The organism is Xenorhabdus sp. KJ12.1, assembly GCF_963876495.1.
In the GTDB taxonomy this organism is placed as follows: domain Bacteria; phylum Pseudomonadota; class Gammaproteobacteria; order Enterobacterales; family Enterobacteriaceae; genus Xenorhabdus; species Xenorhabdus stockiae.
In genome coordinates this window covers 78938-93265 of the sequence record NZ_CAWNQH010000094.1, presented here as the reverse complement: position 1 = coordinate 93265, position 14328 = coordinate 78938, and the positions used below count along the sequence as shown (strand labels likewise).

The 14328-nt window shown below is 41.3% G+C and carries 15 protein-coding genes and 1 riboswitch; of the genes, 8 read left to right on the top strand and 7 right to left on the bottom strand.

The window, feature by feature from the left end; all coding sequences use genetic code 11:
• Nucleotides 1-74: 74 nt before the first annotated feature.
• Complete coding sequence (locus AACS92_RS16980; RefSeq protein ID WP_099108962.1) at nucleotides 75-782, top strand: hypothetical protein; 708 nt, start codon at nucleotides 75-77, stop codon at nucleotides 780-782.
• Nucleotides 783-916: 134 nt separating this feature from the next.
• Here AACS92_RS16980 and AACS92_RS16975 read toward each other — a convergent pair whose 3' ends face one another.
• Nucleotides 917-1555 carry a LysE family translocator gene (locus AACS92_RS16975; protein WP_193756874.1) on the bottom strand — a complete coding sequence of 213 codons (639 nt, stop codon included), beginning with the start codon at nucleotides 1553-1555 and terminating at the stop codon, nucleotides 917-919.
• Between the two features lie 113 nt (nucleotides 1556-1668).
• A complete protein-coding gene (locus AACS92_RS16970; protein ID WP_099108960.1) occupies nucleotides 1669-1923 on the bottom strand; it encodes an IS1 family transposase in 255 nt (84 codons plus the stop codon).
• A 265-nt stretch (nucleotides 1924-2188) separates the two neighbouring features.
• On the opposite strand from AACS92_RS16970, the gene AACS92_RS16965 reads away from it, so the two are divergent.
• Together AACS92_RS16965 and AACS92_RS16960 are read left to right on the top strand one after the other, a co-directional pair.
• The gene (locus AACS92_RS16965; RefSeq protein ID WP_099108959.1) at nucleotides 2189-2959 is read left to right on the top strand and encodes a hypothetical protein; all 771 of its coding nucleotides are present in this window, start codon (nucleotides 2189-2191) and stop codon (nucleotides 2957-2959) included.
• Between the two features lie 22 nt (nucleotides 2960-2981).
• Complete coding sequence (locus AACS92_RS16960) at nucleotides 2982-3200, top strand: hypothetical protein (protein ID WP_099108958.1); 219 nt, start codon at nucleotides 2982-2984, stop codon at nucleotides 3198-3200.
• A 27-nt stretch (nucleotides 3201-3227) separates the two neighbouring features.
• On the opposite strand, the gene AACS92_RS16955 is transcribed toward AACS92_RS16960, so the two are convergent.
• The 4 genes from AACS92_RS16955 to thiB all read right to left on the bottom strand — a co-directional run bounded on the left by AACS92_RS16955 (nucleotide 3228) and on the right by thiB (nucleotide 7319).
• Nucleotides 3228-3707 carry an Hcp family type VI secretion system effector gene (locus AACS92_RS16955; protein WP_099108957.1) on the bottom strand — a complete coding sequence of 160 codons (480 nt, stop codon included), beginning with the start codon at nucleotides 3705-3707 and terminating at the stop codon, nucleotides 3228-3230.
• Between the two features lie 330 nt (nucleotides 3708-4037).
• Nucleotides 4038-4733 (bottom strand): thiamine ABC transporter ATP-binding protein ThiQ, encoded by a 696-nt coding sequence (gene thiQ, locus AACS92_RS16950; RefSeq protein WP_099108956.1) that lies wholly within the window; start codon nucleotides 4731-4733, stop codon nucleotides 4038-4040.
• Nucleotides 4726-6330, bottom strand: a complete 1605-nt coding sequence (thiP, locus tag AACS92_RS16945; RefSeq protein WP_099108955.1) for a thiamine/thiamine pyrophosphate ABC transporter permease ThiP — start codon at nucleotides 6328-6330, stop codon at nucleotides 4726-4728. The genes thiQ and thiP overlap by 8 nt, the downstream gene beginning before the upstream one ends.
• Nucleotides 6306-7319, bottom strand: a complete 1014-nt coding sequence (gene thiB / locus AACS92_RS16940; RefSeq protein WP_099109054.1) for a thiamine ABC transporter substrate binding subunit — start codon at nucleotides 7317-7319, stop codon at nucleotides 6306-6308. The genes thiP and thiB overlap by 25 nt, the downstream gene beginning before the upstream one ends.
• Before the next feature lie 125 nt (nucleotides 7320-7444).
• A riboswitch (TPP riboswitch) is annotated at nucleotides 7445-7549 on the bottom strand.
• Nucleotides 7550-7808: 259 nt separating this feature from the next.
• Between thiB and rppH the strand changes: the two genes are divergently transcribed.
• The 5 genes from rppH (at nucleotide 7809) to AACS92_RS16915 (ending at nucleotide 13291) form a co-directional block, all read left to right on the top strand.
• Nucleotides 7809-8336, top strand: a complete 528-nt coding sequence (gene rppH / locus AACS92_RS16935) for an RNA pyrophosphohydrolase (RefSeq protein ID WP_099108954.1) — start codon at nucleotides 7809-7811, stop codon at nucleotides 8334-8336.
• A 9-nt stretch (nucleotides 8337-8345) separates the two neighbouring features.
• Nucleotides 8346-10592, top strand: a complete 2247-nt coding sequence (gene ptsP, locus AACS92_RS16930; RefSeq protein WP_099108953.1) for a phosphoenolpyruvate--protein phosphotransferase — start codon at nucleotides 8346-8348, stop codon at nucleotides 10590-10592.
• 116 nt (nucleotides 10593-10708) lie between these two features.
• On the top strand, nucleotides 10709-11626 hold the full coding sequence (gene lgt, locus AACS92_RS16925) for a prolipoprotein diacylglyceryl transferase (protein ID WP_241537898.1): 918 nt from the start codon (nucleotides 10709-10711) through the stop codon (nucleotides 11624-11626).
• Nucleotides 11623-12417, top strand: a complete 795-nt coding sequence (thyA, locus tag AACS92_RS16920; RefSeq protein ID WP_099108952.1) for a thymidylate synthase — start codon at nucleotides 11623-11625, stop codon at nucleotides 12415-12417. The genes lgt and thyA overlap by 4 nt, the downstream gene beginning before the upstream one ends.
• A 253-nt stretch (nucleotides 12418-12670) precedes the next feature.
• Nucleotides 12671-13291, top strand: coding sequence for an RES family NAD+ phosphorylase (locus AACS92_RS16915; protein ID WP_099108951.1), 621 nt, complete (start codon nucleotides 12671-12673; stop codon nucleotides 13289-13291).
• A 57-nt stretch (nucleotides 13292-13348) separates the two neighbouring features.
• Here the strand turns inward: AACS92_RS16915 and AACS92_RS16910 are convergent, their stop codons facing one another.
• Nucleotides 13349-14014 (bottom strand): hypothetical protein, encoded by a 666-nt coding sequence (locus AACS92_RS16910; protein WP_099108950.1) that lies wholly within the window; start codon nucleotides 14012-14014, stop codon nucleotides 13349-13351.
• Between the last annotated feature and the right edge of the window lie 314 nt (nucleotides 14015-14328).

The window sequence follows — 14328 nt, the reverse complement described above, 5'->3', positions numbered from 1 at the left end:
ATCGCGGCGGCAAGGGAGCGAATAGATGATCGTATGTTGGTTAAAAACAGGTTAAATATAAATGAGGTTAATATATGCCATTTGAGCCTCCATTCAGAGACAAATTTCAGAAAGGCGATTTGATATATGGGTTATCCCAAGAAATTATAAAGAGATATTCAACTAAAATTGAATTTTTTGAAGATGCAAAAATTCATTATGATAATAAAGATTATCCTCCGATAACGATTGCCAGTTACTTAATTCCTTCAGAAATAAGGAATATGAATAATTATATTAAAAATCATAAGGATAGTAAAAATCCTGAGTGTATCAATAGAATGAATTTTGCTAAAGAACAATTGCAATATATAGAAAATGAAAAGTATAAGAAATATAAAGAAAACTATTTTAATCATTTGAGATTAAATGAAAAATACCGTAGTGTCACTGAGAGTGAAAAATACACTGATCAGCTCTTGGGAAGAAAAAGTAAAGGAGGATTATCTTGGGTAACAATAGGTAATGACCTATTAAATAACCAAAATAACCAACTGACGAGAGATATGCATGTTCATTTCATACTTGATGGTCTCGAAATGGAAAGTATCGTTAACAAAAGTGGGCAATTTAAAGATAGTATAACTGGAAAAGAGTTAAGGTGGATTTTCAGAAATAGACAACATCCTAATGTTGCTGCAAGAATTCAATTTTGGAAAAATAATTGTCCTACATCTGCGCCTTGGAGACTAAACCCGATATGGAGACCGTATCTTTATCATCTGGCAGAAAAAAAAGGATAAGAAGAAGAGCGATATGAAGGAAGGTTAACATGCATCAAAATGAGTATTGCAAAAATGGGAGAGCATAGATTTATGTTCTCCTAAAAAACCGACTTTCGTCATCTTGTCTTGGAAGTATTATCTAAAAAAATAATTTATTGATAATAAATTGAAAGTGTATCATATATCATCAGGCAACCTAGAAAGATAAGAATAATTCCGGGGATAACTCCTAGAATCAAATGAGATTTATTGGGGGAAAGTTTTTGTATTCTAGAAAATAAGAAGCAATACAACATGTTAAAAAATGTTGCGCCTAAACAAAACACACTACCGAGAATCAGTATTAGATAACTAGGGCTACCAGAAGTTATAAATTGAGGGAAAAATGAAACAAAGAATAATCCTACTTTAGGATTAAGAACACTAATAACAAATCCTCCTAAGAAATCATAGTTTTTTGTGTTTTTTTTATGACTATTTTGTTCGCTGTTTTGCTTAGTCGTTATGGGAGAAGACTGAATAATACTCTTGCCCATCCATATTAGATAAACAGCACCAATTAATTGAATGACTCCAAAGAGTGATGGGTTTGACAGAAGTATAGCGGTAATACCTAACCATGTAATAAATATATAAAAATAATAACCGACGGCTAATCCAGTAGCTGATAATACGGCACTTCTTTTCCCCTTTGTATAATACTTCCCTGTTACATAAACAACATCAGCACCAGGAATTGCGTTTATGGTAAGGCTTGCAACCAAGAAAAGCCCCCAGTTAATATCAAGCATATTATTCTCCAAATTTATATGAGAAAAATTTATTTTCAGCCAAAGACTTAACATCTTCAGTAAAGTTTTTACTATAAAATAACGAGATTATGTATTCAACTCGTTGATCATCCTCAAACATAATATTCATATTCAATGAAAGTCCCGATGACTTTATCATGCATTTCCGGTAAATTAGAATAACCCAACGTCTTACGATTGAGTCGTTTAAGCCGGTTGCGCAATGTCAAATTCTCCCGCTCAACCAGTTGGAAAGTTCGCTTGCAGGAGAAACAACGATAGTGTTGATGCTCGGCCTCACCTTTGCCATGCTTTTTGACGTATTCAATTTGCTGACAAAATTGACATTTTACTTCAACAGTCTCCATGTGATTTCTCCAAAAAAATAACGATCATGCACAACCATCCACAGGTTGAATACGTCACTGTCAATATAGTAATGTCACTTTTTGAGGCATAAAGGAGAAAACATTTTAGCGGCAATAACAATTTTTTATGGTATTGCGATGTAAAATTTACGATGTTTACTGGGAATTAATACAAGTTATTGTCCTTTTTTAAGGGTTTGATTGGTGTAGTCACTTTTTATATGAGTGTGATATATTAATTTTCAATTAAGAATGGAGGTTTTATATGGGATTCGATAGTAACAGACATGAAAATGCCATACAGCAAGCGCAAAGGATTTTAAAAGAAGCCCAAGCTGATTTTGCAATAAGATTGGAAAAGGCTGTTGATGGTGTGAGGGACGTTGCACAGGATACAGTGCATACAATAAAAAAAGGTGGGCAAAGATTATTATGGAGAACTTCATATTTTTTCGACGGTTATGAAGATGTTAATAAAAGATTAAATAAAGAGGATGGGAGGTTATTACTGGCCGCGTGGACGGTAGCTAAAGGAGGTGCATTTGAAAATGATATTATAAAGAAGTTTGCTTCTATTTATTTAGAAAAATTATTGGAGCCTCATGAGCGTGACCAAGCATTTTTAAACGATCTTCATGAAAAATTAGTTCGTACGTCTGGTTCTATGATGTATTTATTTGCTAAATTTAAAATATCAGGTGTAACAAAAAATGCTATTGTTGCTGCCATAACCGAATCTATTTATGTGGCATTAATTGAAAAAGCATTTATTAGAGAAGGTCTTAGAAAGATTGGACTGGCTATTACTGCTTTATTTCAATTTTATGGTTATTTTGATAAGGCGGCTGTATCTGCGAGTAAGTTAAAAAGAGAATGCCCTACTTTATATTGGTCTTTATATAAAAATGATATAGAGATGTTTTATTTTATTTTTGAGCCTTTATTTAAAAAAGGTGTTAAAATAATACAAAAAGGAAAAGCTAGTACTGTGGATGATGTTTATTTTTCTATAATGGATATTGTTGGTTATAATTAAACTGTACGTTAGGAGATGAAATATGTTCAGTAAAGGATGGTTAAAAAGAGAAGTGCTATCATGGTTGAAAGGAGTTTATTCCTACGTAATATGGACTTTTACTCCAGCTTTATGTGTATTTATTTGGTCTCTTTTTATGTATGTTGTTTTTCCTAATCATTGGGGGGGGCTATCCTTAATAGGAATTATTGTTGTTTTATTGTTTGCAGCTTATTTTGCATTTAAATCTAAACCTAACTAAGCATAAAAATATGCTTAGTTAATGTTTTTAATAAACTCGTTCATCCCATATGCTATAAGATGATGTTCCTGCAATTACATGACTCCACGATATGGATTTATAATTCAGCAATATTTTTTCATATGGCATTCTATCATTATTGTTAATTGAATTAGGATAAACACAGGATACATCGACAATTGTTGCATCTGTGATTTTTAATTCATAAAAAAGTTCTAATTGCCCTGTTGAATTTGTTCTATAGAACACAAATTCTCCATTTAGTGATTCATTAGAATCTATAGCTAGAGCTAATAATGGTGATGATTTATCTATTGGTTTTATAAATTGTATTGGATGATGACTTATGTTTTGAGATCTAGTCATAGAGTGATCTAAACTTAATACTTGTATTTGGTCTTCGTGTCCTCTTTGGTATCGATTTCCTATAGAATCAAGTGTTGAACACCCTGCTGATATTAACCCCTGTTTCTTACCATTCAATGTTAGATATATCATATATGACATAAAATTACCGTCCTAGTTTCTATTCAAATAATGTTGGTTTGAACACCAATCCAGTAGACGTTAATTTAACACATTAAAAGCAGTTGTAATGGTAACATCAAAACAAAAAAGATCGGGCTGAACTTCTTTTTGTCAACTGTATTACACGATATTGCATTGTAGTACCGTGTAAGGATAGTTTCTTAACTACATTGTATTATAATGTAAATGTTCCTCATGATTTCTACTTTGCAAAAACGCTATAGCTATAAAGGACATTATTTTTAGAATACGACTATACGGAATATCAAAATCAGAGTACGTCTCATCTGAACTAATACACATTACCAATTATATAATTCCCAAAACCCCGGCTTCTGCTACCTCGCCCTTTACCAGTTTCTCCGTGGCGCCGTCATAATAAATTTCACCATCTACAATCAACAGGGAACGCGGGGCGATTTTAGCGGCATCATCAAGATTATGGGACACCATCAGTAAAGTCAGTTTCCGATCTCTGCATACCTGATCCAGCAATTCCAGCATCTCATTGCGCAACGCAGGGTCAAGTGCTGAAAAAGGCTCATCCAGCAATAAAATGGGCTGCTGACGCACTAAACAGCGCGCCAGCGCCGCCCGCTGGCGTTGTCCACCAGAAAGCTGGGCAGGCAGGCGGTTCAGATATTCTGTTAGTGATACCTGCGATGCAATTTGTTGCAGTGTTTGCTGCTGTTGAACACTTAATTTAAGTCCGGGATGTAAACCCAGACCGATATTTTGTTCAATGGTTAAATGGGAAAACAGATTATTTTCCTGAAACAGCATGGATACCGGGCGATTGGAAGGGGATGTATTGGTATGATTTTCCCCATTCAGCCGGATATCACCGCGTTCTGCGAACTGAAATCCTGCGATTAAACTTAATAATGTACTTTTACCCGCCCCACTCGGGCCGAGGATGGCTATGCGCTCACCCGCCTCAATACTGACGTTGAAATGCATGGCAATTTGTTCATAGGTATAAGTCACATTTTCAAGTTTAATCATGGCGTCGGCCCGGTAAGCGTTCAAGCACGCTGAACAAAATAAAACAGAGGAGCAGAAGAAGGAAAGCAGTGACTGCTCCATCCTGACTGCGGTATGCCCCGATTTGTTGGTAGAGATAGAAAGGCAGGGTACGGAAATTTTCGTCACCAAATAACGCCACAATGCCAAAATCCCCGATTGACAGCACACTGGCAAAAGCCAAAGCCTGTGCCAGCGGGATTTTCAGGGCTTTAAGCTCGATCCAGCGCAGGCGATTGAATCCCTTTATATTCAGGGAGTGGCACAATGGATTGTAGCGCGCTGCCAGATCGCGCATTGGGTTATCCAGTACTTTTAACGCATAGGGAATTGCGATTAAGGCATTGGTCAGGATAACCAGCCCGTAAGGAGAATCAGGTAACCCGATGGTATTATTCAGCAGAATGAAAAAGCCTGTCGCAAGCACAATACCCGGCATCGCCAGAATCAGTAAGCCACTGCTTTCCAGAGCTTGTCCCCAGCGCGATAAATGACGCAGGTATAATTCGCGGCTGCTCCATAACAGCATCATCGTCAGGAAGATACACAACAACCCCGCTCCCAGTGCGATAACAATGGAGGTTGTGAACGCCTGCCATAATTCGGGTTTACTGAGAACATCTAACACCGCGCTGTTCAGCCCATCCATGATGACCGCCAGTAATGGCGGGAGCAGAAGCAGTAATGCGATAGTGATAAGCAATCCGTCACATAACTTTTTCGACCAGGAATCCTGTGGGTTACGCCATTGTTGCTGATGCCCATAACCTACCGAAAGTATGCCTTTAAGCTTTTGGCTCAGTAACACCAGACCAAGACAGCAAAAGAGCTGGATAAGTGCGAGCAAGGCGGCCTGACCCAGATCGTAGTCATACTTGATAGCCTGATAAATAGAGAGCTCAATCGTAGTTGCAGAAGGGCCGCCGCCTAATGTCAGTACGGTGGCAAAGCTGGCGAAGCACAGCATGAAAATCAGTGCGCCTGTTGGCAAAATCTGGCGGCGCAGGTAAGGCCATTCGACAAAACGAAAATGTTGCCACTCATTCATACCAAGCTGAGCTGCAAGCTGCCGTTGTTCTATTGCAATATTTTCCAGTGACTGGAGTAATAAGCGCGTAGCCATCGGCATATTGAAGAAAATATGAGCGAGTAAAATACCCTGAAGGCCGTAAGGCGTGAAATGGTATTCAATCCCTATCCACTGGCAAAGACTGGCCAGCCAGCCAACGCGTCCGTAAACAGTCAGTATGCCAAACAGAGCGACTAAAACCGGCAGAACCAGCGTCATGGCACACAGGCGTAGGAAAAGCGTTCTGCCCGGAAAACGGCGGCGATAGAGCGCTCTGGCCAGAAATATGGCGGGTATCACTGAAAATAAGGCGGATAAAAATGCTTGCCAGAAAGTAAAACGAATCACATGCCACAAATAGCTGTCATTCAGAAATACCTGCCAGTGACTTTCAGGCGCATAAAAAAACAGTACACCAAAAGCGGAAAGCGCAATGAGGAGCAACAGGCCGGAGGCAATTACCCCCGGCAATAACCAACCCGCGATTAACGGCTTACAGCACTTTGCCATGTACGGATCCATTGTATTCGGTGTTTTGCCACTTCATCTGCGTTGAATTGCAGTGATTTCTCTGGCACAGGCAGTTGTTTGAACACTTCTGGCAGAGGAATATCAGTAACAGGATACATCCACTGTGTAGTCGGAAGAACTTGCTGGAATGCTGGAGAAAGCATGAATTGCATGAATTTCTGAGCCAGTTCAGGCTGCTTGCTTGAAGCCAGCTGTGCAGCAACTTCAACCTGTAAATAGTGCCCCTCATCAAATATGGCTGCGGCATAATTATTCTTTTTCTCGGACATGATGTGATAGCCCGGTGAGGTGGTATAGCTGAGCACCATATCGCCTTCTCCTTTCAGGAATAACCCGTAGGCTTCACTCCAGCCTTTAGTTACCGTCAGCGTTTTCTTGGCTATGTTCTGCCACTCTTGTGCGGCCTTATCACCATAGAGTTCCTGCATCCAGAGTAAAAAACCTAAGCCGGGGGTACTGGTGCGCGGGTCCTGATAAATAATCTTCCAGTTCTGCTGGCTGTTAATGAGCTCAGCCATACTTTTTGGGGGATTAGGCAGGGTGTTTTTATTGTAAATAAAAGCAAAATAACCGTAATCGTAGGGAATAAAAGTACTGTTATTCCAGGTGAAAGGCAGTTTTAATTTTGTGGTATCAATGCTGACAGGGGTGAATAACCCTGTCTGTTGAGCAGACTGAATCAGGTTATTATCTAAACCCAGCACGATATCAGCCTGGGTTTTTTTACCTTCCATTCTTATACGGTTCAGTAAAGAAACACCATCCTCCAGCGCAACGAGTTTTAATTCACAGTCACACTCGGATTCAAAAGCTTTTTTAATAGCCGGGCCTGCTCCCCACTCGGAGGCAAACGAATCATAAGTATAAACAGTCAGTGTAGGCTTAGCCTGTGCTGCCTGAGCAAAGGCACATGCAGAAACCGATAATGCACTGATTGCGATCAACCGGGAAAATAAACGCTTAAACACTTTGCTCTCCTGTCGTTATTAATAGTGGTTATTAATAATCGTTATTAGCACTCATAATTAAACAAGTGACCAGCAGGTTGGTAAAGGATTTGAGAAAGTGTCTGATAAAATGACTGCTATATATCAATGAGTAGTGGCTCAAATCCCTACGCCGGTACCAACCGGATCAGGTTCTACGGGTTTGCTCTCAGCGATGTTGTCCGACAACAATCGCACCCCGTTGAGATGAGCATATTGTAGAGGCTAAAGTAGTGACTGCAAAGCCTCATTAATATATCTGACATCTTTCTGACTATTTTTTCTGATTTATTGGCTGTGCTCACATTCCTGCTATCGTTTTATAAATAGGCGGAGATCCGAGTTCCAAAGGGGTGTTTCCTTACCGCCGGGATGCAATTCTAAATCCATTAGGTATAGAGGTTTACCGCTTGAGGGGAGTGTGAAACAATTAGCTATCTTTTCAAATTCGTTTTATCGAGAGGTAGTCTGGTGATCGATGATGATGGCTACCGCCCGAATGTAGGAATTGTAATTTGTAATCGTCAGGGGCAGGTTCTGTGGGCCCGCCGTTATGGACAGCATTCATGGCAGTTCCCCCAAGGAGGTATCAATCCGGGAGAATCGCCAGAGCAAGCGATGTATCGTGAGTTGTTCGAAGAAGTTGGTTTAAGTCGCAAAGATGTACGGGTTTTAGCCTCCACTCGTAGCTGGTTGCGTTACAAATTACCCAAACGTTTGGTGCGTTGGGATACAAAGCCCGTCTGTATAGGGCAAAAGCAACGCTGGTTTTTATTGCAGCTGCTTTGCAGTGAAAAAGAGATTAATGTGCAGCGCAGTAGTACACCAGAATTTGATGGTTGGCGGTGGGTGAGTTATTGGTACCCTGTCAGGCAGGTTGTTTCCTTTAAACGGGATGTGTATCGCCGTGTGATGAAAGAGTTTTCCTCCATCGTGATGCCAGTACAGGAATCAGCGCCACAACCCTACTCAGCCTATTATCGTCGTAGAAGAAGTTAGGTAATTGTTATGCTCATGCGCTTACGGGAAATTGTTGAAAAGGTTGCGATGGCAACGAATTTATCGGAAGCGCTTGAGCTGTTAGTTAATGAAACCTGTTTAGCAATGAACACGGATGTTTGTTCTATTTATCTGGCCGATCATCAGCGCCAGCGTTATTACCTGATGGCAACCCGGGGGTTGAAGAAGCCGGGAAAGCGCACGGTCAGCCTCTCCTTTGACGAAGGTGTTGTGGGTGAAGTCGGGCGCTTGTCAGAGTTAATCAACCTTGCTGATGTACGTGATCACCCCAGCTTCAAATATATTCCTCAAGTAAAAGAAGAGAATCTCCGGGCCTTTTTAGGTGTTCCGATCATCTACCGCCGCCAATTGCAGGGGATTCTGGTCGTTCAACAAAATGAGCGGCGCTCGTTTGATGAAAGTGAAGAGTCTTTTATGGTGACTCTTGCCATGCAATTGGCGGCGATCCTTGCTCAGGCCCAGGTTCGTGGATTATCAAGTCAGTATTGTCAGACCCACATCAAAGCACTGGCGGTCTCTCAGGGTATTGCGATGGCTCAGGGCTGGCAGGATTGTTCCCAGCCATCACTTGAGCAGGTATCTGAAGCGTTAACACTCGATTATCAGGCAGAACGTTCCCGCCTGACCCGTGCGCTTGAGCAGGCAACAGCAGAATGTCGCCGGATAAGTAAACGCTTTACTGCCAGCTCGCAGAAAGAAAGTGCTGCTATTTTTGATCTCTATTCCCACTTACTGAATGATCCGAAACTTAAACAGGATCTGTTCCACTCAGTTGATAATGGTTTTATCGCAGAGTGGGCGGTAAAAAGTGTTGTGGAGAAATATGCGGAACAATTTGCCAATCTTCAGGATGCCTATATGCGGGAAAGGGCTTCTGATCTACGGGCGCTCGGGCAGCGGTTACTCTTTCATCTGGACGATGATTTTACCGGCAATAGCCAGTGGCCAGAGCGTTTTATTCTGGTGGCAGATGAACTCAGCGCTAACTTACTGGCTGAAATCCCGCAGGATAAGCTGGTGGGTGTTATTGTGCGTGATGGGGCAACGCATTCACATTCTGCAATCTTAGTCAGGGCGATGGGAATACCGGCGATTATGGGTGCTGATATTCATCCGGAATTGCTGCATAACCGAATGTTGATTCTGGATGGTTATCGGGGAGAATTTTTCATTGATCCAGAGCCGCTGGTTGTTCAGGAATATCGCCAGATCATTGAAGAAGAGCAGGTTCTCAGTAAACTGGCCGAAGGGGGGCAGCAACAAAAAGCCCGGCTTAAAAGTGGAGAGAGGGTGCGGGTTCAACTCAATGCAGGGTTGAGCCTGAAATATGAGCAACAAATAGGCGATAGTATTGATGGCGTCGGGTTGTATCGTACTGAGATCCCTTTTATGCTGCACAGCGGTTTTCCATCAGAAGATGAACAGAAAAATCGCTATCAGGAAATGCTGACACTTTTCCCTGACAAATCAGTTGTATTGAGAACACTGGATATTGGCGCTGACAAACATCTTCCTTATATGCCTATTAATGAAGAAAACCCTTGCCTTGGTTGGCGGGGAATTCGCATAACGCTGGATCAACCGGAAATATTTCTGATCCAGCTTAGGGCGATGTTGAAAGCGAATATATCGATCGGAAATCTGAAAATATTGTTGCCGATGGTAAGCTGTATTGAAGAGATTGATGAAGCCAAAAAACTGATCAACAGGGCAAAGACAGAAGTTGAACAATCCGCTGCCACAACCATTGCGATGCCACAAATTGGCGTCATGGTAGAAGTGCCCTCTCTGATCCTGCTGTTACCACAATTGAAGAAACGTGTTGATTTTATCTCTATTGGTACCAACGACTTAACTCAGTATTTACTTGCGGTAGATCGTAATAATACCCATGTTGCTTCTTTGTATGACAATCTTCATCCGGCAATGATTAAGGCCTTAAAACAGATTGTTGATGAAAGTCAGCGCATTGGTTTACCCGTTAGTGTTTGTGGGGAAATGGCGGGTTTGCCGATGGGGGTGCTGATATTAGTTGGTTTGGGTTATCGTTGCCTGAGCATGAGCGGTCGGAGTATTCCACGAATTAAATACCTATTACATCATTTAGATTCCGCAGAACTGAGTTATTTTATTCAGGAAATCCTGAGAGCAGAAACCACCCAACAGGTGAAAGAAATCTGTTCTGCTTTTATGGAAACCCACGGCCTTGGTGGGCTGGTGCGTGGTGGCATTTAGCCGCCCATGCTATTATTTACCATTGTTATTTAAGGTGATCGGTTATTTACGGTGATCTGTTATTTACAATGATCTGCCTTAGGGCATTCACACAACATTATTTTTAGTGGGGAACGATGAGCACTAGCTATCTGGCATTTCCTAATATTGATCCGGTCATATTCTCAATCGGGCCGGTATCACTTCACTGGTACGGTTTTATGTATTTGGTTGGCTTTGTTTTTGCCATGTGGCTGGCAAATCGTCGGGCAGCAAAACCAAATAGTGGCTGGGAGAAGAACGAAGTAGAAAACCTGTTGTATGCGGGGTTTGTCGGTGTATTCCTCGGCGGGCGTCTCGGGTATGTTCTGTTCTATAACCTCCCGGTGTTTATGGAGAACCCCCTGTATCTGTTTAAGGTATGGGATGGCGGGATGTCTTTCCACGGCGGGCTGATCGGTGTTATTTGTGCCATGTGGTGGTTCTCCCGCAGGACGAAACGTCACTTCCTGCAAACCGCCGATTTTGTTGCTCCACTGGTGCCTTTTGGCTTAGGGATGGGGCGCATTGGTAACTTTATCAATGGCGAACTGTGGGGGCGTGTCACGCTTGATACACCGTGGGCAATGTTGTTCCCCGGCTCTCAAAGTGAAGACATCGCACTGGCAACTAAAGACCCTTCTTTATGGCCTATTCTGGAAAAATATGGTGTTCTGCCCCGTCACCCCTCACAACTGTACGAAATGATACTGGAAGGCATCGTACTGTTTATCATCCTTAATTTATTTATCCGTAAGTCACGCCCGATGGGAAGCGTTTCAGGATTATTCCTGATCGGTTACGGTGCATTCCGCATCATCGTTGAGTTTTTCCGTCAGCCTGATGCCCAGCTCGGATTATTTGATGGGATCAGTATGGGGCAAATCCTTTCCATCCCAATGATTTTAGTCGGGATATTGATGATGATATGGGCCTATAAACGTCCCAGCAACAATAATACCGGCAACAATACGCGAAAAAATACGCAGAAAGACAAGGTACAAGAGGCAAAATGAAACAGTATCTGGATTTAATGAAAAAAGTGCTGGAAGAAGGCACAGCAAAAGATGACCGCACAGGCACAGGAACACTTTCGATCTTTGGTCATCAGATGCGTTTCAATTTGCAGGAGGGTTTTCCGCTGGTGACAACCAAGCGTTGCCATCTTCGTTCCATCATTCATGAACTGTTATGGTTTCTGAATGGTGATACTAATATCAAATACCTGCATGAAAATGGCGTCAGTATCTGGGACGAATGGGCTGATGAAAATGGTGATTTAGGCCCGGTTTATGGTAAACAGTGGCGTTCATGGGGAGCACCGGATGGCCGCCAGATTGATCAGCTGACCAGCGTTATTGAACAGTTGAAAAGTGACCCGGACTCGCGTCGGATCATCGTTTCTGCCTGGAATGTCGGAGAACTGGATAAAATGGCACTGGCACCATGTCATGCTTTCTTCCAGTTCTATGTGGCAGATGGCAAACTGTCCTGCCAGCTTTACCAGCGCTCTTGTGATGTTTTCTTGGGGCTACCATTTAACATCGCCAGCTACGCATTGTTGGTGCATATGATGGCTCAGCAGTGTGATCTGGAAGTGGGTGATTTTGTTTGGACGGGTGGTGATACTCACCTTTATAACAACCACATGGAACAGACGAAACTCCAACTGAGCCGCGAACCGCGCGCATTGCCGAAACTGGTTATCAAACGTAAGCCAGCATCGTTGTTCGATTATCGATTCGAAGACTTTGAAATCGAAGGCTATGACCCGCATCCGGGTATTAAAGCACCGGTTGCAATCTAATTCTGACTTAATTCAGTCAGTAAAAATAATTACCTATTTTTTCCATCCCCGTTTTGGGGATGGAAATATTCTTTTTATATTTAGATATCATTGGATAAGTAAACCAGTAAAGAAAAAAACAATTTAATAAATTATCATTTCTGGAAAACCTGAATACCCTTCACAGAAGAAATAAATTAACGAGAAAGTGACAAAGATATACCGCATGGATTTCAAGATGCATCACAGCCAATAAAGAGTGAGAGTTTTTGAAATGAAAAGTAAATCTATTGAAAAAAAAGTGGAAAGTTTTTCGGAGGATATATTTCACGCCTGTTCAATGAAAGTACCGTCAAGTAGTGAAAAAATACGATTGCAACATGGAGAGCATGGCGGAAGTTGTGTCTTTTTCAATCCGACTGGTACTGATACCCGTTTTGGTTTAACTGACGGGATAAATGGCACAATGTATCTGGCAAGTGATCCCCTGACGGCAATGAAAGAAGTATTTCAGGGGAAGTTGGGGATTCGGGAATCTGATCTGGAAAATTTCTATATTGGTATTGTTGTCATCGAAAAGGATCTGAAGCTCCTTGATACAACAAAATTAATAAAGAAAACCTCGTTGACACTCAACGATATGACCACATCATCCCGGAAAACAACTCAATTACTGGCCAAAAAAGTCCATGTAGCTGGGCTGAATGGTATCAAATTTTCTTCTAACGTGACGACTGAAGAATGTTTTGCTCTATGGCATGATGTTCCCGATGGAACCGGAATTGCAGTCACTAAAGCGTATTCTATACAGCGCCTTAGTGAATTTGAATATCAGGGAGAAGCTGTGGCAGATATTCTGGTAGAACAATTAGGAATTCCGGTAGAAGAAGGCTGATATTGAAATTTATAGAATATAAAGACAGATAGGGGAAAATTACCCCCCTTTTCCTGATTATGCGGCATCCTGAGAGCCGTATAAGTGAACAAGATGATGCAATTCCTGCATAACGGCATCAGATGCCCCCTCTTGTAATAACTGGGCAACGCTAAATTCTTTTCCTTCTGGAAATATGCCATTCAATGCGGTATTACGTTTTTCCATAAAGAATGAATATTGCAGGCGATCACTAAACCCTTTTTCTTTCAGTAAAGGCAGTAATTGACCAATTCCTTTTAATACACCTTTATTAGAAATCTTGCTGTTATCAGTAAACTGAAATACTGGAAAATAAAATTCCCCATCAATATTTAGTGCTAACAGTTTTCCCGCATCTTTCCAATTTTTAACGGTCACTTTCGATACACCTAATTGCTTGGCAGCTTCTGAGGAGGAAAGCACTCCGCCATCTTTTTTCAGGTTTTCCATGAAAATGAGCTTGCTTTTTAAGCGGCGCAATAGCGTTTTCTTTTCAGGAGTAATTTCTTCTATTGCCATCGCCTTAGTTGTGCTGGCCAGAACTTCAAACATAAATTCAACATCACTCTTTCCCAATATACGTTTATCGATATGGGCCTGACCTGAGGTAAATGCTTTTCTTATGATGTCAGAAACAGTTGCAATGCGGTCTATCACTACATCAGTGTCGTTGTAATCACGGGCTTGGGCATAAGTGTTCATCTGATACTCCTTATGTAAGTTGCATCTTGAAATATGCAGAAGGTAAGCTATTTTATTAACGATTTTATATTTAGCATAGTATATTAAATCATTAATGCGATCAAATTTTAATCAGTTATGTCATTATTGCAACTGTGCGGAAATGGTTTTACTCACATCTCAGATGTACGATGATTCCAGAGTCTCTTGGTGATATTACCGAGCAGGTTCGCAAATAAAATGTAACCCCGCAATATACTGATTTCTTTCCTCAAATCCTCTCGCATAAATAGAAACTGACGCTTTTACTCTCTTTCGGATTGAAGATATTTTAC